This is a genomic window from Erythrobacter sp. BLCC-B19, assembly GCF_028621955.1.
GTDB lineage: Bacteria > Pseudomonadota > Alphaproteobacteria > Sphingomonadales > Sphingomonadaceae > Erythrobacter.
Window position 1 is genome coordinate 1,740,045 of the sequence record NZ_CP117516.1, and the last position, 19,424, is coordinate 1,759,468.

The 19,424-nt window shown below is 65.2% G+C and carries 21 protein-coding genes; 10 read left to right on the forward strand and 11 right to left on the reverse strand.

The window, feature by feature from the left end:
• Positions 1–72: 72 nt before the first annotated feature.
• Entirely contained in the window at positions 73–681 is a 609-nt protein-coding gene (locus tag PS060_RS08145; protein ID WP_273986748.1) for a superoxide dismutase, read from the forward strand.
• Between the two features lie 150 nt (positions 682–831).
• On the opposite strand, the gene PS060_RS08150 is transcribed toward PS060_RS08145, so the two are convergent.
• Both PS060_RS08150 and PS060_RS08155 read right to left on the reverse strand, forming a co-directional pair.
• Positions 832–1,455, reverse strand: a complete 624-nt coding sequence (locus PS060_RS08150; protein WP_273986749.1) for a sigma-70 family RNA polymerase sigma factor — start codon at positions 1,453–1,455, stop codon at positions 832–834.
• On the reverse strand, positions 1,452–1,679 hold the full coding sequence (locus PS060_RS08155; RefSeq protein WP_273986750.1) for a NepR family anti-sigma factor: 228 nt from the start codon (positions 1,677–1,679) through the stop codon (positions 1,452–1,454). Before PS060_RS08155 ends, PS060_RS08150 begins: the two co-directional genes overlap by 4 nt.
• Before the next feature lie 111 nt (positions 1,680–1,790).
• Here PS060_RS08155 and PS060_RS08160 point away from each other — a divergent pair, with 111 nt between their 5' ends.
• Positions 1,791–3,620, forward strand: a complete 1,830-nt coding sequence (locus PS060_RS08160; protein ID WP_273986751.1) for a CHASE domain-containing protein — start codon at positions 1,791–1,793, stop codon at positions 3,618–3,620.
• A gap of 171 nt (positions 3,621–3,791) precedes the next feature.
• On the opposite strand, the gene PS060_RS08165 is transcribed toward PS060_RS08160, so the two are convergent.
• Positions 3,792–4,580, reverse strand: a complete 789-nt coding sequence (locus tag PS060_RS08165) for a response regulator (protein WP_273986754.1) — start codon at positions 4,578–4,580, stop codon at positions 3,792–3,794.
• 465 nt (positions 4,581–5,045) lie between these two features.
• On the reverse strand, positions 5,046–6,200 hold the full coding sequence (locus PS060_RS08170; RefSeq protein ID WP_273986756.1) for an N-acetyltransferase: 1,155 nt from the start codon (positions 6,198–6,200) through the stop codon (positions 5,046–5,048).
• A 166-nt stretch (positions 6,201–6,366) separates the two neighbouring features.
• Between PS060_RS08170 and PS060_RS08175 the strand changes: the two genes are divergently transcribed.
• Positions 6,367–7,458 (forward strand): fatty acid desaturase family protein, encoded by a 1,092-nt coding sequence (locus PS060_RS08175; RefSeq protein WP_273986758.1) that lies wholly within the window; start codon positions 6,367–6,369, stop codon positions 7,456–7,458.
• A 165-nt stretch (positions 7,459–7,623) separates the two neighbouring features.
• Here the strand turns inward: PS060_RS08175 and PS060_RS08180 are convergent, their stop codons facing one another.
• The 7 genes from PS060_RS08180 to PS060_RS08210 form a co-directional block, all read right to left on the reverse strand.
• Positions 7,624–8,088, reverse strand: a complete 465-nt coding sequence (locus PS060_RS08180; RefSeq protein ID WP_273986759.1) for a GNAT family N-acetyltransferase — start codon at positions 8,086–8,088, stop codon at positions 7,624–7,626.
• Positions 8,089–8,135: 47 nt separating this feature from the next.
• The gene (lptG, locus tag PS060_RS08185; protein WP_273986760.1) at positions 8,136–9,248 is read right to left on the reverse strand and encodes an LPS export ABC transporter permease LptG; all 1,113 of its coding nucleotides are present in this window, start codon (positions 9,246–9,248) and stop codon (positions 8,136–8,138) included.
• 10 nt (positions 9,249–9,258) lie between these two features.
• Positions 9,259–10,500, reverse strand: coding sequence for an LptF/LptG family permease (locus PS060_RS08190; RefSeq protein ID WP_273986761.1), 1,242 nt, complete (start codon positions 10,498–10,500; stop codon positions 9,259–9,261).
• Positions 10,501–10,593: 93 nt separating this feature from the next.
• Complete coding sequence (locus PS060_RS08195) at positions 10,594–11,103, reverse strand: DUF427 domain-containing protein (RefSeq protein ID WP_273986763.1); 510 nt, start codon at positions 11,101–11,103, stop codon at positions 10,594–10,596.
• Between the two features lie 10 nt (positions 11,104–11,113).
• Entirely contained in the window at positions 11,114–11,521 is a 408-nt protein-coding gene (gene clpS / locus PS060_RS08200) for an ATP-dependent Clp protease adapter ClpS (RefSeq protein WP_443112410.1), read from the reverse strand.
• 216 nt (positions 11,522–11,737) lie between these two features.
• On the reverse strand, positions 11,738–12,532 hold the full coding sequence (locus PS060_RS08205) for a phasin family protein (RefSeq protein WP_273986764.1): 795 nt from the start codon (positions 12,530–12,532) through the stop codon (positions 11,738–11,740).
• A 146-nt stretch (positions 12,533–12,678) separates the two neighbouring features.
• Positions 12,679–14,613 (reverse strand): PHA/PHB synthase family protein, encoded by a 1,935-nt coding sequence (locus PS060_RS08210; protein WP_273986765.1) that lies wholly within the window; start codon positions 14,611–14,613, stop codon positions 12,679–12,681.
• Between the two features lie 161 nt (positions 14,614–14,774).
• Here PS060_RS08210 and PS060_RS08215 point away from each other — a divergent pair, with 161 nt between their 5' ends.
• The 7 genes from PS060_RS08215 (at position 14,775) to PS060_RS08245 (ending at position 19,353) form a co-directional block, all read left to right on the forward strand.
• The gene (locus PS060_RS08215) at positions 14,775–15,974 is read left to right on the forward strand and encodes an LL-diaminopimelate aminotransferase (protein ID WP_273986891.1); all 1,200 of its coding nucleotides are present in this window, start codon (positions 14,775–14,777) and stop codon (positions 15,972–15,974) included.
• A gap of 105 nt (positions 15,975–16,079) precedes the next feature.
• Entirely contained in the window at positions 16,080–16,682 is a 603-nt protein-coding gene (locus PS060_RS08220; RefSeq protein WP_273986767.1) for a hypothetical protein, read from the forward strand.
• A gap of 27 nt (positions 16,683–16,709) precedes the next feature.
• A complete protein-coding gene (locus tag PS060_RS08225) occupies positions 16,710–17,054 on the forward strand; it encodes a hypothetical protein (protein WP_273986769.1) in 345 nt (114 codons plus the stop codon).
• Between the two features lie 4 nt (positions 17,055–17,058).
• Positions 17,059–17,565 (forward strand): hypothetical protein, encoded by a 507-nt coding sequence (locus PS060_RS08230; RefSeq protein ID WP_273986770.1) that lies wholly within the window; start codon positions 17,059–17,061, stop codon positions 17,563–17,565.
• 58 nt (positions 17,566–17,623) lie between these two features.
• The gene (locus PS060_RS08235) at positions 17,624–18,052 is read left to right on the forward strand and encodes a JAB domain-containing protein (RefSeq protein ID WP_273986771.1); all 429 of its coding nucleotides are present in this window, start codon (positions 17,624–17,626) and stop codon (positions 18,050–18,052) included.
• Complete coding sequence (locus PS060_RS08240) at positions 18,049–18,444, forward strand: winged helix-turn-helix domain-containing protein (protein ID WP_273986772.1); 396 nt, start codon at positions 18,049–18,051, stop codon at positions 18,442–18,444. Before PS060_RS08235 ends, PS060_RS08240 begins: the two co-directional genes overlap by 4 nt.
• Positions 18,445–18,534: 90 nt before the next feature.
• The gene (locus PS060_RS08245) at positions 18,535–19,353 is read left to right on the forward strand and encodes a crotonase/enoyl-CoA hydratase family protein (protein WP_273986774.1); all 819 of its coding nucleotides are present in this window, start codon (positions 18,535–18,537) and stop codon (positions 19,351–19,353) included.
• Positions 19,354–19,424 lie beyond the last annotated feature (71 nt).

Consider the following 19,424-nt stretch of genomic DNA (forward strand, 5'->3'; position numbering starts at 1 on the left):
GTGCAACCCTTCGTGCGCATTTGCGTTACCGACAGATAGAGCATCCACCCCAGCCCTTTTGGAGGACGACCCATGGCTTTCGCACTTTCCCCGCTTCCCTATGCCGACACCGCGCTTGAACCGGCGATTTCGGCCGAGACGCTGTCGTTCCACTACGGCAAGCATCACCAGACCTATGTCGACAAGATGAACGCCGCGATCGCCGGCACCGAGCACGAATCGAAGTCGCTCGAAGAGATCGTCGCGGCCTCGCGCGGGACCAATCAGGGCCTGTTCAACAACGCCGCCCAGACCTGGAACCATATGTTCTACTGGCACTCGATGGCCGCCGAGACGACCGAAGCCTCGGCGGAACTCGCCGCCAAGATCGACGAGGCGTTCGGCTCGGTCGATGCCCTCAAGCAGCAGCTCAAGGATCGCGGCGTGGGCCACTTCGCCTCCGGCTGGGTGTGGCTGGCCGAGAAGGACGGCAAGCTTTCGATCGAGGAAACCCACGATGCCGATACGCTCGCCGACAAGGGCATGAACCCGCTGCTGGTGCTCGACGTGTGGGAGCACGCCTACTACCTCGATCACCAGAACAAGCGTCCGGCCTATCTGGATGCCGTGGTCGAAACCAAGCTCAACTGGGCCTTCGCGAGCGAGAACCTCGCGCGCGGCACGGTGTGGACTTACGCCTGATTTCTTCGGGATGTGAATGAAGAAGGCCCGGGGGAGCGATCCCTCGGGCCTTTTTTCGTCCTCGTTCCGGGCTTGACCCGGGACCCCGCTGCCTTTGCGCGGGAAAGAGAAAGCTGGGCCCCGGATCAAGTCCGGAGCGGGCATGGTAACTCAGTCCCGCGAACTCACACCGTTGCCCGAAGCCACGGTGTCCAGCTCTTCGAGGATCGCGGCGTGCGCCACGTCGTCGTCGCTTGATCGGCGCGGGATGCTGCCGTTGGCGAGCATTTCGGTCAGCGCGGCGCGGGCGCGGCCCACCCGGCTCTTGATCGTGCCGACAGCGCAGCCGCAGATCGCGGCGGCTTCCTCGTAGGAAAACCCGCCTGCGCCCACCAGCAGCAGCGCCTCGCGCCGTTCGGCGGGCAGGGTCAGCAGCGCGCGGTGCAGATCGCTCAGGTGGATCGGTTCTTCCTGACCGGCAGGCGCGGTGAGGATGCGTTCGGCCACGCCCTCGTCATACTCGCCGCGGAAGCGGTTGCGGCGCATATCGGTGAGATAGGCGTTGCGCAGGATCACGAAGGTCCAGGCGCGCATCGAGGTGCCGGGCTCGAACCGGTCTTGCGCGGCCCAGGCCTTCAGCAGCGTTTCCTGCACCAGATCATCGGCCAGATCGGGCCGCCCGCACAGCCCGCGCGCAAAGGCGCGCAGGTGCGGCACCACCTCGGTCAGCTCACGCTTGAAATCGGATTTTTCGGCGGCCGAGCGCCTGTCGCCAGTGGGGCGGTCGTCGCTCATTGGCTCGTGTCCGAGCCATCCGCAGATGGCGCGGCCCCGCGCTTGCCACGCGCGGGATCGATGCTGTCGAGCCGGTCGAGCAGATCCTTGAAACTGTCGGGCAGGGCTTCCTCGACCACCTGATCATAGAGCTGCTTCAGCCCATCGGCCCATTCGGGCGGGCGACGCGGGGCGCTGTCGTCGCCTCCGCCATTGCTGCCACCCTGTGTGTGATTCGCGGCCATGATGCTGTGGTCTTGTCCCTGATCCCGTTGTCCCCGCCCCGCAGAAAGGGGCTGTCATCGCCTGCTGAGGCCGGACAACTTGCCATCGGCCGAGACCCTCAGGAGCCGAGTTTGGACGATTCGGGAACGATGCGCTACCAGTTTGGTTCCGGCACCGGCTCTCGCGTCCCGCTTTGTGCCACGGCCCGACAGGATTTTCGCATCATCGACCCGCTTGTCATCTCCCCTGATCTTGACCCGGCGGCCCCTCCGCCGCCGACTTCGTCGGGCCGGGCGCGGCGCTGGCTGGTGATGTATCCGCGCGCGGTGCCGCTGGTGATCTTCTTCGCGCTGGTGGCAATCACCGCGCTCAGCGTCTTCGCGATCGAAAGCAACGCCCGCGCCCGCGAACGCGCAGTGATGCGCGAATATGCGCAAGGCGTGGCCGCGGCATTGGATCGCAGCGGGAGCGGGTTTTCCTCCTACCTTCGCGCCGGCGCCGCGCTGTTTGCCAGTCTCGACGAGGTCAGTCCGGCGACCTTCGACAACTTTGTGCGGGCGCTGAAGCTCAACACCGAATATTCCGGGGCGGAGGGGATCGGCTGGATCCCGGTGATCGAGGCGCGCGATCTGGACAGCTTCCTGCGGAGCACCCGCGCGCGCCAGCCCGACTTCCCCGATATCTTCCCCGCCCCCAGCAGCGGCACCAGCCGGATCGCACCCGTGACGATGTTCGCGCCTGCGACCCCGCTTAACCGCCGCGCGCTGGGCTATGATATGTATTCCGACGCCGCCCGCGCTGCCGCCATGGCCGAGGCCGAGGTGACGCTGCGCCCGGCCGCGTCGGGCCGGATCGTGCTGCGGCAGGAAACCAGCGGCACTGCGCCTGCCTTTGCGATCTATATGCCGGTCTTCCGCCTTGCCGGATCGCAGGACGAGCGGCGGCTGCTGGGCTTTGTCTACACTCCGTTCCGCGCGCGCGAATTCCTCGATGCCGCCATCGACCGCGAAGGGCAGGGGCGCTTCGGCGTGCGGCTCTACGATGGCGAGGTGTCGACCGGGCACCTGCTGGTCGCACACTCGATCGCAGGCGATGCGAAGCAGACGGTCGAGCAGGAAGTCACCATCGCCGACCGCAAGCTGATGCTGGTGATCGAAACCGCCGACGCGCAGGTGCTCTCGCCCTTGTCGATGGTGACGCTGATGTTCGGCCTTGCCCTTGCCAGCCTGCTGATGCTGCTCGCCCGCCTGCTGACCCAGCAGGCCTTCGAGGATCAGGCGCGGCTGGCGTTCTTTGAAGAACAGCACTCGATCCGCAATTCGCTGACCCGCGAGCTCAATCACCGGGTCAAGAACACGCTGGCGAATGTGCTGTCGATCCTGTCGCTGACCCGCCGCCGGGCGAGCGGGCTGGATGATTTCGCCGACAGCCTCGAGGGCCGCATCCGCGCGCTTTCGGCAACGCATGACCTTCTGACCGTTACCGATTGGGGCACGACCCCGATCCGCGCGGTGATCGAGGCGGAGTTGCAGCATTTCCGCGAGGCGCTGGGCGATGCGATCCTGCTCGAAGGGGATGATCTGGAACTGGCGCCCAATGATGCGCTGTCCTTTGGCCTGGCGGTGCATGAACTCGCCACCAATGCCGCCAAATATGGCGCGCTGAGCGTGCCGGGCGGCAAGGTCACTATCCGCTGGCGGCGCGGCGATGATGCGCAGGCCGAAACCAGTTGGGCCGAGGTCGAATGGCAGGAAACCGGAGGGCCGCCGGTCGCCCAGCAGCGCCGCCGCGGGTTCGGCACCGAACTGATCGAGAAGGTCGTGGCTCACGAGTTGCGTCAGCCGGTGACACTCGATTTCGCGATCACCGGCGTGCGCTGCGTGCTGCGGGTGCCCGTCCGGCGACCGGCAGACTTCCGGATTCGCGAGAAGGACGCGGATCGGCGGGTGGTGAAGCCGTGATTTTGCGATCGCGCTGACGCGCGATGCAGACCTGCCTTCCCTTTGGCCGCCCCGCCTCCCCACCGCTGTAGGCGGCCGGCGACGCCGGAAGCCACCAATGATACCATCAGGCTATGGTGGCCGGGTGGGGAGGCGGGGCGGGAGGTCTGCGCCACCGAAGGTGGCCGAAAATCAAAGCGGCCTGGTCGATCCGAAGAACAGCGCCTGGCTGATCGCTGCACGCACCGTCGCTTCCTGGAACGGTTTGGTGACCAGATAGGTCGGCTCGGGCCGGTCGCCGGTCAGCAGGCGTTCGGGATAGGCGGTGATGAAGATCACCGGCATCGCGCCGACGCTGAGAATATCGTCCACCGCATCAAGGCCGGAGGAACCATCGGCCAGCTGAATGTCGGCCAGCACCAGACCCGGCATCGCCTCGGCCACGGCGGTGCGGGCCTGGGTGCGGGTTGCGGCGGTGCCGCTGACGGTGTGGCCGAGACTGGAGACAAGGTCTTCGAGCTGCATCGCGATCAGCGGTTCATCCTCGATGATGAGGACGCTGGTGGTCTGCTCGCGTTCGATCTCGGCGATCGCTTCGGCCACCAGCGCTGCAATCTCTTCGGGCGTGCGTTCGAGGATCGCCGCCGCCTCGGCGGTGGTGAAATCCTCAAGCGTGGTGAGCAGAAGCGCCTGTCGTGCGGGCGGGGTGATGGCGCCCAGCCGGGCCTGCGCGCCAGCTTCGTGTTCGCTTGCGACCGCGCCTGTGGCGACCGGGCCGGAGGCGCTCGCCCAGACCTTGCTGAAGGCGCGGTAGAGCGGCACCCGCCCGCCAGCGAGGCTCGCCATCAGATCGGCATCGGCCAGCACCGCTTCGAGCATTTCGCGCACGAAAGCATCGCCGCTCGCCTGTGATCCGGTCAGCGCACGCGCGTAGCGGCGCAGGAACGGCAGATGAGCCGCGATCTGGCTGGCGAGTGACATGGGACACCTTTCGCTGGTCTGCAGAGACTACCGATTCGGGGCATAGCGGTTCCCCGCCGCCCCGTCGCCTCAATCTCGCAAATTGCTGGAATCGCGCAAGTTTGCTGCGGTTTCCGTAAGGGCGAAAAAAATTTTCGGATGCCCGGGAACCGCGTTCGGGTCTGATCATTATCCCGTTGTCACCGCCGAGACCCCCCTCCCGTCCAAGCGGCTGGTGATACGATCCCGAAAGGCCTCCGTTGCTTACGCAACGGAGGCCTTTTTTCGTTGGTCGTGCTGGCGCACGACGCAGACCTCCCGCCCCGCCTCCCCACCCGGCCACCATACCGTAATGGTATTCTTGGTGGCCGGGTGGGGAGGCGGGGTGGGAGGTCTGCGGTTCGCGTCAGCGAACCCGCAAACAAAGACTCCGAGGCGGGGCGGCCAAATAGTGGGGAGGTCTGCGGTTCGCGTCAGCGAACCCGCTCAACCAAGCTTTCGCTCGTAGATCACATATTCGCGGTTGATTGTGCTCTGGATCGTGTCGGCAATCGCGACCATTCCCTGATTGTCGTCGAGGATCCAGCCGATCTCCCCGCGGGTCGAGGCGAATTTCTCGTTCGCCTGAACGCGGATCGCCTCGATCATCATGAAGGCCAGCTGGCTGGCGAGGCGGCTGGAGTGGAACTCCTTGAGCACGCCCATCAGCGGCACGCGCATCCCGGCACCCTTGGGGTGGCGCAGCCAGCGCAGCATGGTGATCCAGCCGAAGGGAAACAGCTTGCCCCTGATCTTCGCCAGCGCGGCGTTGATGTCGGGCCATGTGAGCATGAACGCCACCGGGCGCCCGTCCAGCTCGGCGATCATGTTGAGCTCTTCGAAAATCAGCGGGCGCAGCTTCTTGCCCGCATAGGCGACTTCGGCCGGGGTGAAGGGGACAAAGCCCCAGTTGTCCGACCAGGCATCGTTGAGGATGCCGAGGATGGTCGCGACCTCGCTGTCCCAATCCTTCTTGCGCACCTGCCGTATCGTGATGCGCGCATTCTTGTGTCCCGATTGCACGATCCGCTGCACCAGCGGGGGGAAGGGCCGGGTGATGTCGAGATCATAGGTATAGAGCGTCTTGGCGCGGCCATAGCCTGCCGCCTCGATCCAGCCGGCATAATGCGCCGGGTGGTGGCCCATCAGTAGCATCGGCGCGTGGTCTTGCCCGCGCACCAGCAGGCCCGGCTCTTCCCAGATCGATAGCGAGATCGGGCCGAGCACGCGGGTCATGCCCTGCCCTGCCAGCCAGCCTTCTGCCGCCGTCAGCAGCGCGCGCGCGACGGCCTCGTCCTCGGCATCGAAATAGCCGAAGAAGCCGGTGCCGGGGCCAAATCCCTGGTCTGCCGGCATGGCGAGCGCGAGCTCGTCGATATGCGCCGAAATTCGCCCGACCGGCTTGCCGCCCTGCCTGGCAATGAACAGCTGCACCCGCGCGTGGCCGAAAAAGGGGTTCTTGGCCGGATCGACCAGCTCAATCTGTTCGGCGCGGATCTGGGGAACGAAATGCTCCAGCCGGTCGGAGAAGGCGCGGCCCAGATCGACGAAGGCCTCCCGGCCGCGCTTGTCGGTGACCGGTTCGATAACTATCTGAGCCATGCGGGTTGCCTCATCCGTCACGCCGCTTCCTTCGTATTTGCGGTTGATCAAGGTGTCTGTGTCGCGCGCAGGGCAATCGCGCAAGGCTATCGATCACTGTCACCAACAACCCGCGTTTGGCGAGCGACCCATTTTCGGGTAGGGCGAGCCACAGGAATTCGCTGAAATGACCTTGCACCAGACCCTTTCCGCCCAGCCCGGCACGGCTGTTCCCAAGGCGACCCGCGCCCAGTTCATGGCCGAGGACGACAAGGCGATGCTGCGCGCCGCGCGCGACCTCACCAAGGGGCTGGGGGAAGCGAGGCCCGCGATCTACTGGCCCGATATGCTGGTATCGGCGGGCGTCGGCTATGCCGGGATTGCTGTTGCGATCGCCTCGCCCAGCATGGCCGTGAAAATCGCCGCCGGGCTGGTCGCGGCACTGGCGCTTTACCGGGCGCTGATGTTCATTCACGAGCTGACCCACATCCACCGCGACGCGCTGCCCGGTTTCCGCACCGCGTGGAACATCCTCGTCGGCATCCCGATGCTGACGCCCTCCTTCATGTATGAAGGCGTCCACGTGATCCACCACAAGCGCACGCAATACGGCACGGTGGAGGATCCCGAATACCTCCCGCTGGCGCTGATGAAGCCGTGGAGCCTGCCGCTGTTCGTGCTGGTGGCGATGCTGCTGCCGGTGGCGCTGATCATTCGCTTCGGGGTGCTTTATCCGCTCGGCCTGCTGGTGCCGCCGCTGCGCACCTTCGTGTGGGAGCGGTTCTCGTCGCTCTCGATCAACCCCGAGTTCCGCCGCAAAGCCCCCGAGGGCGAGTTCGCCGGCCGGGTGCGCTGGCAGGAAGCGGGCGCGAGCCTGTGGGCCATTGCGCTGATCGCGAGCGTCTTCGTGTTCGGCTGGGAGCCGCTCGCCACAGCGCTGGCGATCCTCTCGCTCGCCGCGGTGCTCAACCAGCTGCGCACGCTGGTCGCGCATCTGTGGGAGAACGAGGGCGAGGCGATGACGGTGACCGCGCAGTTCCTCGATTCGGTCAACGTCCCCCCGCCGGGCCTTGCTGCCGAGATTTGGGCGCCCGTTGGCCTGCGCTATCACGCGCTGCACCATCTTATGCCGTCTATGCCCTATCATGACCTTCCCGAAGCCCACCGCCGTCTGGCGCGCGAGCTGGGAACGGGCTCGACCTATGAAGGCGCGAACCACCCGGGGATGCTGGTGCTGGTCGGGCGGATCGCCAGGAGCACGATGGGCAAGCGGGGCTGATTTCTGGTCGCGCTGATGCGCGATGCAGACCTGCCTTCCCTTTGGCCGCCCCGCCTCCCCACCGCTGTAGGCGGCCGGCGACGCCGGAAGCCACCAATGATACCATCAGGCTATGGTGGCCGGGTGGGGAGGCGGGGCGGGAGGTCTGCGCCACCGAAGGTGGCTCTAATCCAAGAAGCAGATCATCGCGCAGCGGCGGTCGGCGGGTAGGCCGTCGTCGATCTCGTTGGCGAGTTCGCCCGCAAGGCGCGGATGGGCGTCGAGCGCGGTGACTTCCTCGAAGCCGAGCCGCGCATAGAACGGCGCGTTCCACGCCAGATCGCGGAAGGTGGTGAGGGTGAGCGCCTTGAAGCCGGTGTTCCGCGCATCGATCATCGCCGCACGCACCAGCCCCGCCCCGATCCCGCGGCGCTGGGAGGCGGGGGCGACGTCCATCTCCCAGATGTGGAGTTCGCGGGAAAAGGGCTGGGCCACAAGGAAGCCCGCCATCGCCTCGCCGACGTGCGCGACAAGGCTGTGCCCCCGGCGAATCAGGCGGGCGTAGTCCTCCGCAGAGCGGGTGCGGGATGGGTCGATCGAAGGCTCGCCCGAAAAGGCTGCTTCTGCCGCAGCGCGCTCGATGGCGGGCATCGCCGCGGCATCCTCCGCCCGCGCGAGGCGGAGTGACCAGTCGCGGCTCACTCTTCGGTCCGGATCAGCACCGTTTCGCCGACCAGCAGGAACAGGAAGAACGGTGCCCAGGCGGCCAGGAAGGGCGGATAACCGCCGAAGCTCCCCATGGCGAGCGCCGCATTGTCGACCACGAAATAGGCAAAGCCCAGCGCCATCCCGATGATCGCACGCACGAACAGCTGGCCCGAGCGTGCCAGCCCGAAGGCGGCGATCGAGCCTAAAAGCGGCATCAGCAGCGCCGAGAGCGGCCCCGACAAACGGTGCCACCACTTGGCGCGCATCTCGTCGGTGTTGCGCCCGGCGGCATCATAGGCGGCAATGCTCTCGCCCAGTTCCCAGAAGCTCTGCCCGTCAACATCGACCGATTGGAGCATGATCCGCTCCGGCGTCAGCGCTTCGCCCACTACCCGTGCCGGCAGCGCTTGCGTCACCGCGCCCGCCACGTCGAAGGCGACCGGGTTTTCGAGCCGCCAGCCGGGTGCAGCATAGGTCGCGCGGGCGGAGCGCACCTGTTCGCGGATGATCCCGCCCGGCCCGCGCGCATACCAGGTCACGCCGGTCAGCACGATGTCCTTGCCCGATCCGGTAAGGGTTGAAGCGGCAAGGATATTGTCGCCATCGGTGAGGTAGATGTTCGATCTCACGCCGCTTGATGCGCCGCTTTCCACTTCGGGGATCGGGCCATATTCGGCCGCCTGCCACGCCTTGATCGTGGCATTGGCGCGGGTCACGATCCGCTCGTTGAAGCCAAAGCTCACGCCTGCGATCACCGCCGCTGTCAGCAGCAGCGGGGCGAGCACCTGATGGGCCGAAAGCCCGGCCGCTTTCATCGCCACGACTTCGGAATTCTGGTTCAGCGTCACCAGCGTGATCAGCGTTGCCAGCAGCACCGAATAGGGCAGGAAGCGGCTGACGAGTTGCGGCACGCGCAGGCTGGCATAGCGCAGGATCTCGGCCTGCCCGTTGCCCGGTGCGGCGAGAATGTCGCCCGTTTCCGACAACAGGTCGAGCGCCAGCAGCACCACGACCAGCATAATCAGCACCGCAAGGATGCGCACCACAAACAGCTTCGCCAGATAAAGCGTCAGCGTGCGCGAAGGGAAAAAGTCGAGCTGCATTGCCGTGCGCCTACTCTGCCGGAGCTGCCTCGGCCAGAGGCCCGGCCATGCGCGGGCGGCGGCGGGTGAAGAGTTTGCCGATGCGCTTGGACAGCTTGGCGAAGGCCATCTCCAGCGCGCCGATCGCCTGCCCGCCAGGGACATAGGCGACGCGGTAATACATCCAGACGATCAGCCCGGCGAACAGCACGAAGGGCACCCAGAAGGCGAGAATCGGATCGAGCCGGCCGAGTGAGGCGACGTCCTCGCCGTACTGGTTCACCTTGTGATAGGCGACCACCATCACGATCGAGATGAACACGCCCAGCGCGCTGGTCGATCGCTTGGGCGGAATCGCGAGCGCCACTGCGAGCAGCGGCATCAGGAACATCATCACGATCTCGACCAGCCGGAAGTTGAAGCTGGCAAGGCTGGCGTCGCGCTGCTGGGGCGCGGCATCGCTGTTCCAGCCGATCCGCAGCAATTCGGGCAGGATATATTCGCGCGTCGCATCGCCGCGGGCGCGGAATTTCTCGATCGCGGGCAGATCGATCGGCAGATCGTGGCGGCTGAAGCTGAGCACGCGCGGGGTCTGGCCCTTCATGCCCGTATCCTGAATGATCGTGCCTTCGGTCAGGCGCAGGATGATCGTGTCGGGATTGTCGCGCGTGGCAAGGAATGCCCCCTCGCGTGCGCTGATCGAGAGCACCTGACCCTTGCTGTTCGACACGCGGGCGAAAATGCCCATCAGCTTGCGGCCTTCGTCCTCGCTGGCTTCGATCCGCAAGGCCATGCGATCTGCCAGCGTGGTGAATTCGCCGACCTTGATCGAGGCACCCAGCGCGCCCGACCGTAGATCATACTCCATCTGCTCGTAGTAGTAGCGGCTCAGCGGCTGGACGTAGAACACCAGCGCGACATTGACCGCGACCAGCACCAGCGTGATGAGATAGGGCATCCGCAGCAGCCGGTTATACGACAGCCCGACCGCGCGCATCGTGTCCAATTCGGATGAAGTTGCCAGTTTGCGGAACGCCAGCAGCACGCCCAGCAACAGCCCGAGCGGGATCGCGAGGCTGGCATATTCAGGGATCAGCGCGCCGAGCATCTTGAAGACGATGCCCACCGGCCCGCCCTCCACCGCGACGAAATCGAACAGGCGCAGCATCTTGTCTAGCATCAGCAGCGATGCCGCCAGCGCGAACACGCCCAGCATGGGCACGATCGTCAGCCGCAGGATATAGCGGTCGATGCTGGGAATGGTGTTGAACACGTCCGCCGTTCCGTCGTTTGTGCTGCTGCCCTAGCCGCTTCGTGGCGGCGCGTCATGCCCCCAAATCTGGGGGAGGCGGGATGACCGGGGGATTTACCAGAACCGGCTGCCGGGAACGCCCTTGAATGGCCCGGCCTCGCGCGTGGTGATCCACCCGCCATAGAAGCCGCCGGGTTGGGGCGTGACCTGTTCGCCATCGACGGTCACCTCATCGAAGGGGGCGGCATAGAAGGCGATGTGCCCGGCGATCCCGGCAAAGGCGGGGGTAGGGGCGGGGTAGCTCCACCCGGCCTGCGCAATCCGTTCGCCCGCGATCACGACGTCCCAATAGGAAGCCTGTCCCTTCCATTCGCAGATCGAACGCGCCGGATTGGGCACAAGATGCCCCATCGCGATGTCGGTTTGCGGGACGTAATAGGTCGGCGGGTGCGAGGTTTCGAGCGTGCGCCATGCCGCGCGGCTATCGACGAGGGTCACGCCCTTGTGGACGATAACGATATGGCGCCCGGTCGGTTCGGCGATGGCGGGGCGGGGGTAGTCCCAGACGCTTTCCTGGCCCGGCGCGGGCGGATCGGGCTGCGGGTGGTGCGGCTGGCGCGTCACGCCTGCGCGCTCACGCCTTTTCGAGCGTGCATTGCAGCGGGTGCTGGTTCTGGCGGGCGAAGTCCATCACCTGATTGACCTTGGTTTCGGCCACTTCGTAGGTGAAGATCCCGCACACGCCCACGCCGCGCTGGTGGACATGGAGCATCACGCGGGTCGCCTGCTCCAGATCCATGCCGAAGAAGCGCTTCAACACGAGCACCACGAATTCCATCGGGGTGTAGTCGTCATTGAGCATCAGCACCTTGTACTGGCTTGGCTTCTTGGGCTTGGCGCGGGTCTTGGTGGCAATGCCGACCTGACCCTGTCCGTCGCCGTCCTTGCCGCCATCGTCATCCTCACCCGCACGCACGGGCACGGGCTGCGGCAAAGGCAGCTCGGCCAGTTCGGCGAGATCGGGAAAGGCGCAGGTTGGCATGAGCCTCCATTATGGGATTCGCTGGGGAAGGTGCAAGCGGTTGCGTGGGAATTGTTTCAGGCTGCGTTCCCACCCCCAACCCCGATACCTGTCCCGGACTTGGCCAAGAAAAAGGCCGGCCAGACTTGCGTCTGGCCGGCCGGCGCCTTGCGGCGCGCTCTCGTGGACCGGGTTGGGAGAGAGAGGAGAGAGGCCCGGCCGGAGAATTCGTAGTGCTTACGCCGCCTTCTTGGCCTTCTCGACCGCGACGCTGACGCGGTTCGAGATCGGGGCGAAGGCATCGTTGTAGAGCTTCACCCAGGCTTCGGTGCGCTTCGAGCCATAGGCGACGACCGCGTCGAAGTTGCGACGGGCGATTTCGCCCTGCAGCTGGAACAGCTCGGTCGGCGACTTGACGGCAGCAACCTTCTTGGCGTCTTCGGTGACGGTTTCGAACACGGTCTTGCCGGTTTCGATGTTGTCCTTGAGCAGTTCCTGCGCACCGGCCGCGAAGATCTTGCCGCTTTCCACGACAGCTTCAACGTTCGCCTTGGCGAACTCGGTCGCTTCGGCGGTCAGTTCGGTGCCCTTGGCGTAGGCGGTGGTGGCGGCGGTCTTCGCACGGGCCTGAACGTCGGCAAGGACGGTCTTGGCGGTGGCGGTGATGTCGGCGTTCTTGGCAGTGGCCATGATGGTATCCTTGATCTTGATGACGGGGTTGGTCTTCGGCGCGGCGGGCTTGCTCGTCTTGGCGGCAGCCTTCTTCGCCAGCACCGGCTTCTTGACCGGAGCGGTCTTGGTCGCCGTCTTCTTCTTGACGGTCTTGGCAGCGGCCTTCTTGACCACCGGCGCCTTCTTGGCGACCGGAGCCTGCTTGGGCGCTGCGGGGGTCTTCACAGCCGGAGCGGCAGCCTTGGGGGCTGCGGGCGCTTCGACGGTCTTGGCCGAAGCCTCGGCGTAAGCCTTCTCGGCAGCCGCGTCGATCTTAGCGACGGGAGCCTTCACTTCAGCATTGTTCTCAACTTCGGACATGGCGACCTCGCTTCATGTTGCACTGCACAAAATAGGCATTGCGAATGCGAAGTCAAGCTTTTTTGTGCAGCGCACAAAAATGTAGAAAGTCTTGCAGATTCAGAGACTTGCTGTCCGCGTCGGTTGCGCCCGCTGAACGAAACCCCTCAGCGCGTCTTCACATAGCGCCCCGGCGCGTCCTCGATCACGGTGTCGTCCGGGCCGCCGGGGACTCGCTTGCCGGTCGCCGGCACGCGGGCGTCGGATTGCTTGTGCAGCCATGCGAGCCAGTGCGGCCACCAGCTGCCCGGATGCTCGGTCGCGCCCGCCACGAAGTCCTTCAATGACGGCGCAGCGCTGTCGCCGACCCAGTACTGGTACTTGCCCGCAGCAGGCGGGTTGACCACGCCTGCGATGTGACCCGATCCGGCGAGCAGGAAATCCATCGGCCCGGTGAAGTGCCGTGTGATCCGCCACACGCTTTCGGCCGGCGCGATATGATCCTCGCGCCCTGCCTGCACGAAGCTGGGCGTGGCAACCCGGCGCAAGTCGATCGGCGTTCCGTCGGCTTCCAGCGCGTCGGGCACCACCAGCTTGTTGTCGCGGTAGAGGTCGCGCAGATAGGCATTGTGCCATTTGGAGGGGAGGTTGGTGACATCCCCGTTCCAGTGCAGCAGGTCGAAGGCCGGGTAATCCTCACCCAGCAGGTAATTGTTGACCACGTAGTTCCAGATCAGGTCGCGCCCGCGCAGCGCGTTGAACGCTGCCGCAAGATAGCGCCCGTCGAGATAGCCCTGCGGCGACAATTGCCCGATCATTTCGAGCTGGCCTTCGTCGATGAAGTTCTTGAGATCGCCCGCCCGCTCGAAATCGACCTGCGCGGTGAAGAAGGTCGCCGACTTGACCTTGTCCGCTTCGCCCCGGCGATGGAGCACCGCCAGCGTCGCTGCCAATGTCGTGCCCGCCACGCAATAGCCGATGGTGTGGACGGCGGGCACCTCCAGACGCGCGCGGACATGGTCGATCGCCTCGATCTGGGCGCGGATGTAATCGTCCCACACGATGTCGCCCATGGTCTCGTCAGCGCTCTTCCAGCTGACCACGAAGACCGAAATGCCCTGATCGACCGCCCACTTGATGAAGCTCTTCTTCGGCGTCAGGTCGAGAATGTAGAAGCGATTGATCCACGGCGGGAAGATCACCAGCGGCACGTCCAGCACGGTCTCGGTCGAAGGCGAATACTGGATCAGCTGGTAGAGCGGGGTTTCGTGCACCACCTTGCCGGGGCTAGCCGCAAGGTTCTCGCCCAGCCGGAAGGCGTTGGGGTCGGTGTGGGTCAGCTGCCCGCGCTTGAGGTCATTGATGAGGTGCTGCATCCCGCGCACCAGATTGCCGCCCTTGGTCTCCATCGTGCGCTTCAAGACCACCGGATTGAGCGCAAGGAAGTTGTCCGGGCTCATCGCTTCGGCGAGCGCGGTCACTGCGAATTCGAGCTGCTGGCGCTTTGCCTTGTCGAGCCCGTCCATGCCCTTGACCGCCTGCCGGAAGTAATCGGCGAGCATCAGGTAGGTCTGGTGAAGCAGCAGGAAGGCCGGATGCTCGCGCCAGGCGGGATCGGCGAAGCGGCGGTCGGAACGGGGGAGGGCGGCAGCGTCAGGGGCCGCATCGGCTTTCCCCCCGACGGCTCCGGCGGCAAAGCTCTGCATCACGCCCGACCACAGCTGCATCTGATCCTGCACCAGCTTGCCCGACGCTTCGAGCATCCCCTTCGGCATCTGACCCAGCATGGCCTGCGACATGACCAGCCACTGCGCCGGGTCGAGCATATTCGCCCCTGCACCGGCCAGATTGCCCTTTGCCGCCTTCTCGGCTGCGGCCTGCGCCTGATGGGTCGCGAAATCGAGCCACAATTGCTGGAGCTGTGCGGCGGTGGCGGCCCATTCGGTCAGCTCCGCAGGGTCAAGGCCCGCCTGGCCAGCACCTGCCATCAGCGCTTCGGGAGCCTTGCCACCCATCATCTCCCGCAAGGCCTCGCCCTGCATATCGAAGAAGCCTTTTAGGCTCTCGCCCGCTGCTGCCATCAGGTCGTTATCCTGTGCCATCGCCTGCCTTTATCCCTCATTCGCCGGACTGTGCTGAACGTGTCGCTTGCCGGTCTTGCTCGTAACTCGCCGAAAACGCCCTTCCCTGCTAGAGCAATATTCGCCAAGGGGAGGATGCAGCGGCAGCCATCGACCCCGCGCAAGACAAGGTAATGACGAGCATGAATGACCAGTTCTATCGCATGAAGCGGATGCCCCCGTATGTGATCGCGGAGGTCAATGCCATGCGTCATGCCGCCCGTCTTGCGGGGCAGGACATCATCGACCTCGGCATGGGTAACCCCGACCAGCCTCCGCCGCAGCATGTTATCGACAAGCTGTGCGAGGTGGCGGCCAAGCCCGATGCGCACGGCTATTCGCAGTCCAAGGGCATCCCGGGCCTGCGCCGCGCGCAGGCGGGCTATTACGCGCGCCGCTTCGGCGTCGAGCTCGATCCCGAGACCGAGGTGGTGGTGACGATGGGATCGAAGGAGGGCCTCTCGAGCCTCGCCACCGCGATCATCGCGCCGGGCGACGTGGTGCTGGCGCCCAACCCCTCCTACCCGATCCACACCTTCGGCTTCATTATCGCCGGCGCCACGATCCGCTCGGTGCCGACCACGCCGGACGAACATTACTGGGAATCGCTCGAGCGGGCGATGAACTACACCGTCCCGCGCCCGTCGGTGCTGGTGGTGAGCTATCCTTCCAACCCCACGGCCGAGACCGTCGAGCTGCCCTTCTACGAGCGGCTGGTGGCCTGGGCGAAGGAGAATCAGGTCTGGATCGTCAGCGATCTCGCTTATTCCGAGCTCTATTTCGACGGCAAGCCGACGCGCTCGATCATGGAAGTGCCGGGTGCCAAGGATGTCGCGATCGAATTCACCTCGATGTCGAAGACCTATTCGATGGCCGGCTGGCGGATGGGCTTTGCGGTCGGCAACCGCCAGCTGATCGCGGCGCTGACGCGGGTGAAGTCCTATCTCGATTACGGCGCCTTTACCCCGATTCAGGCCGCCGCCTGTGCGGCATTGAACGGCCCGCAGGACATCATCGAAACCAATCGCGAACTTTACCACAAGCGCCGCGACGTAATGGTGGAGGCCTTTGGCCGCGCCGGTTGGGAGATCCCGCCGCCGCCTGCCTCGATGTTCGCCTGGGCTCCGTTGCCGCCCGCGCTGAAATCGATGGGAAGCCTCGAATTCTCGAAGCAGCTCCTCACGCAGGCGCAGGTCGCGGTTGCGCCGGGGGTCGGCTATGGCGAGAATGGTGAAGGCTATGTGCGGATCGCCATGGTCGAGAACGAACAGCGCCTCCGCCAGGCCGCGCGCAACATCAAGCGCTACCTGCAATCAGTCGGCGTCAACGCGTCCGCCGCCTGAGACGTTTCCCAACTCTCAACCCTTTCTGATCCAAAACGGAAGAATTCCTGTCCGATTTGCGTTAGTTTGTGTGTAATTTTGGGGTCAATGCCAAAGGAGAGCGAGATGGGGGCCGGTGCCGCACGTCGGCTGACCGACAGACAGCGCGCCGTGATGGAACGCATCGACAGGCGCGTCCCGATCAAGGTGATTGCGCAGGAACTGGGCGTATCCGAAACCCGGATCAACCAGCACATCCGCGCACTCAAGGACTTTTACGCAGCCTTCAGCCTCGGCGACCTCGTCGAGAATTACCGCGCTACACTTTCGCCTGAAGCCGCTGAAGCGTCTGCGGAAAATGACTTAAGCACCGCCACGGATACAGATTTGCTGAAGCCCTTCAGTGAAGCTGCATACACAAATTCTCAGATTAACCCGGTTGCTGATCTGGCTGATTTCACCGGACGGGATGACCCAGGTCAGCTCGTCCTTGGTGACGCGATGCCCCTGATCGAACAGGCGCCGTGGCTGAAGCCGGGTGAGCCAAGGGTTGTCCCCGGAATGCTCGATGGTGAGCATGCCGTCCTGCTTCGTCTCGGGGCTGTCGTGGGGATCGCATCAGGCATTCTTGCCGCCGTGATCCTCGGCGTGACAGCCGCCCGTACACTCAGCGAAGCCACGGAGGGCAAGGCCACCTATGCCGCAGAGGGACCGATGGTAGCCGGTTGAGCACCGGCACCGCTGGAGAATTGACCAATGGACGCTCGAATTATTGCTGATGCCCATAATCTGAAGAAGCTGATCCGCGAAGCCGAAGCGCTGGCCGACGAATCGATCATCGCCATGGCCCGTCTCAAGCAGGCCATGCTGGCAGCGCGCCAGAACCCTGAAATCGAAGTCCACACCGGCCAGCGCGCGCTGATGCGGCTGACCGAGGCGGAGAGCCTGGCGCTGTCGATGTCGACCAACCTGCTGCGGGTGCACGACGAACTGAGCAAGGTCGCTCAGGTTCACGCCTCGGGCGATCCCGGCATCCCGACCAAGGTGCCCGATACCGCGCTTGCCGCCGAGCCTGTGCGCAAGGAGCGGGTTGCGGCGTGATCGGATGATCGACCTGCTCGAGTTCTTCAACAGTTACCGGGTCCTGATCCAGCACCTTTTCGCCTTTGCTCTGGCAGGCGCGATCTGGCGCTGGGGTGCAGGCCCGGAACGCTGGACCATCGGGGTGTTCCTCGCCACGATGGTGCTGCCGATCTACGTCATCTGGTGGGTTGGCGGGCAATCATACGCCGATGGGTCCTATGACCTGTGGTACTTCGTGATCGATGTTGTGGCGGTGGGGCTCTATCTGCTCCTCGCGCTGCACGCCAATCGCAACTATCCGCTGTGGATCGCCGGGCTCCAGCTGGTATCGGTGGTCGCCCATCTCTCCGGCACGCTGGTCGATACCATCAACCCTTTCGCGCTGGCGGTGCTGGTGATCGGGCCGTCTTACGGCGCGCTGATCGTGCTGACGATCGGGTTCTGGCGGCACCGGTTCCGCGAGCGGCGCTACGGGCAGTATCGTGAATGGCGCCTCTCCCCGCCCAGTCTCGCCTGGCTGAGACCCTAGCCAGCAGCGTGGCTGTCGCGATGCCTGCTGCAGCCCGCGTAACCGGAGCCTGGCCCTTATGCCGATCCTCACACTGTCCCGCTCCGAACACCGTCACCGGGTGCTCTGCCCCGAGGAGCGGGCAGGGGCGATGATTGCCTATCTGCGCGGATTGGTGCTTGCCCCGCCGGTCAGGCACGAGCGTGGCCATGCGATCTTCCTTGATGCCAACAGCGCGTGGATCGGCGATGCGCCTTGCGGAATCGGCACCATGAGCGCGTTGAGCTTGCGGATGCGGACATTGTTGGGAGAGGCGCTGCAACTGGATGCAGCCGGTCTGATCCTCGCGCACAGCCACCCCTCCGGCCACTGCCGCCCGAGCGGCTGCGACATTGCCGCCACCCGCCGCCTCGCCGATGTCGCCCGAGCGCTCGATATCGTGCTGGTCGATCATCTGATCTTCACCACCGACGCGGTCTATTCGATGCGTGCAGGAGGGCTGCTGTGAACGCGATACCGGCCCATGGCCAGTTTCCCGCCGAAGACAATGTGCTGCCGCGCTTTCGCGAAGCGGGGGACGTGACGCTCGACCTGTTCCACCGCGACGGGCGGGTCGATGATTGCTGGCTGGCATTGCCCCCGCGCGAGTTCGCGCTGTTGTGGCGGCTGGCCGAGACACCGGGCGAGCCCCTCTCCCGCCAGCAGTGGCAGGCTGACGTGTGGCCCGCCCACCCCGATCCCGAAGGCAGCAGCCTCGCCCTTCATGTCGCGCGGGTGCGTGCGAGGCTTGAACCCTTTGGTCTGGCCGGACTGATCGCCACCGATTCGGACGGCGGTTGCTTCCTCGATGCCCCGCCTGCTGCCGGGCTGTGCGTGCTGGCGCGGCGCAGCGCCGGCTGAGGCGTTTTCTCGCGCCCGGCGGCTCTGGACAGGGCAGGGCGGATCGGCCAATCTCGCAGCCAATTCACGAACCCGAGGGATGCAAGAGCCATGTCCGCCACTGCCACCACCATCGCCAACGACCGCGTCTCGATCGAGCTGGGCGAGGACGGTGTCGCCGAAGTCCGCTTTGTCCGTGCCGACAAGATGAACGCGCTCGATCACGATATGTTTCAACGCATCATCGAGGCCGGTCACGCGCTTCAGCGGATGAAAGGCCTGCGCGCCGTGGTGCTCTCGGGCGAGGGCCGGGCGTTTTGCGCCGGGCTCGACCTGTCCAATTTCGCCCGCAAGCCCGCCGAGGACGAGCCGCCTCTTACCGAGCGCACCTATGGCAATGCCAACCGCCCGCAGCAGGTGGCGATGCAGTGGCGCAAGCTTCCAGTGCCCGTCATCGCCGCGATCCACGGGGTGTGCTTTGGTGGCGGCTTGCAGATTGCCAGCGGGGCTGACATCCGCATCGTCCACCCTGAGACCCGCATGGCGATCATGGAGATGAAGTGGGGTCTTGTCCCCGACATGGGCGGCTATGCCCTGTGGCGCGGGCTGGTGCGTGACGATGTGCTGCGCGAGCTGATCTACACCAACCGCGAATTCAACGGGGCCGAGGCGCAGGCGCTGGGTCTGGCGACCTATGTCGATGACAACCCGCGCGACCGTGCGCTCGCCATCGCGCGCCAGATCGCCTTGAAAAATCCCCATGCGATCCGCGCCGCCAAGCGTCTGCAGGCCGGGATGTTCGAGCGCGAGACCGATGCAATCCTGCTTGAAGAGAGCATCGAGCAGCACGCGATCATGCGCAGCCGCAATCAGGTGGAAGCCGTGATGGCCGAAATGGAGCGCCGCAAGCCCAACTTCGAAGACGTCTGAGCGCACCTCGCGTCTTGCGCCAAAAGCAATGCCGGATGCGCAACTGAGCGGTGACAAGCCCGCCACCAACC

Coding starts and splice junctions, on each gene's coding strand:
- PS060_RS08145 (WP_273986748.1), top strand. CDS start 73: ATGGCTTTCGCACTTTCCCCGCTTCCCTATGCCGACACCGCGCTTGAA.
- PS060_RS08150 (WP_273986749.1), bottom strand. CDS start 1,455: ATGAGCGACGACCGCCCCACTGGCGACAGGCGCTCGGCCGCCGAAAAA.
- PS060_RS08155 (WP_273986750.1), bottom strand. CDS start 1,679: ATGGCCGCGAATCACACACAGGGTGGCAGCAATGGCGGAGGCGACGAC.
- PS060_RS08165 (WP_273986754.1), bottom strand. CDS start 4,580: ATGTCACTCGCCAGCCAGATCGCGGCTCATCTGCCGTTCCTGCGCCGC.
- PS060_RS08170 (WP_273986756.1), bottom strand. CDS start 6,200: ATGGCTCAGATAGTTATCGAACCGGTCACCGACAAGCGCGGCCGGGAG.
- PS060_RS08175 (WP_273986758.1), top strand. CDS start 6,367: ATGACCTTGCACCAGACCCTTTCCGCCCAGCCCGGCACGGCTGTTCCC.
- PS060_RS08180 (WP_273986759.1), bottom strand. CDS start 8,088: ATGCCCGCCATCGAGCGCGCTGCGGCAGAAGCAGCCTTTTCGGGCGAG.
- lptG (WP_273986760.1), bottom strand. CDS start 9,248: ATGCAGCTCGACTTTTTCCCTTCGCGCACGCTGACGCTTTATCTGGCG.
- clpS (WP_443112410.1), bottom strand. CDS start 11,521: ATGCCAACCTGCGCCTTTCCCGATCTCGCCGAACTGGCCGAGCTGCCT.
- PS060_RS08205 (WP_273986764.1), bottom strand. CDS start 12,532: ATGTCCGAAGTTGAGAACAATGCTGAAGTGAAGGCTCCCGTCGCTAAG.
- PS060_RS08210 (WP_273986765.1), bottom strand. CDS start 14,613: ATGGCACAGGATAACGACCTGATGGCAGCAGCGGGCGAGAGCCTAAAA.
- PS060_RS08215 (WP_273986891.1), top strand. CDS start 14,775: ATGAATGACCAGTTCTATCGCATGAAGCGGATGCCCCCGTATGTGATC.
- PS060_RS08220 (WP_273986767.1), top strand. CDS start 16,080: ATGGGGGCCGGTGCCGCACGTCGGCTGACCGACAGACAGCGCGCCGTG.
- PS060_RS08225 (WP_273986769.1), top strand. CDS start 16,710: ATGGACGCTCGAATTATTGCTGATGCCCATAATCTGAAGAAGCTGATC.
- PS060_RS08230 (WP_273986770.1), top strand. CDS start 17,059: ATGATCGACCTGCTCGAGTTCTTCAACAGTTACCGGGTCCTGATCCAG.
- PS060_RS08235 (WP_273986771.1), top strand. CDS start 17,624: ATGCCGATCCTCACACTGTCCCGCTCCGAACACCGTCACCGGGTGCTC.
- PS060_RS08245 (WP_273986774.1), top strand. CDS start 18,535: ATGTCCGCCACTGCCACCACCATCGCCAACGACCGCGTCTCGATCGAG.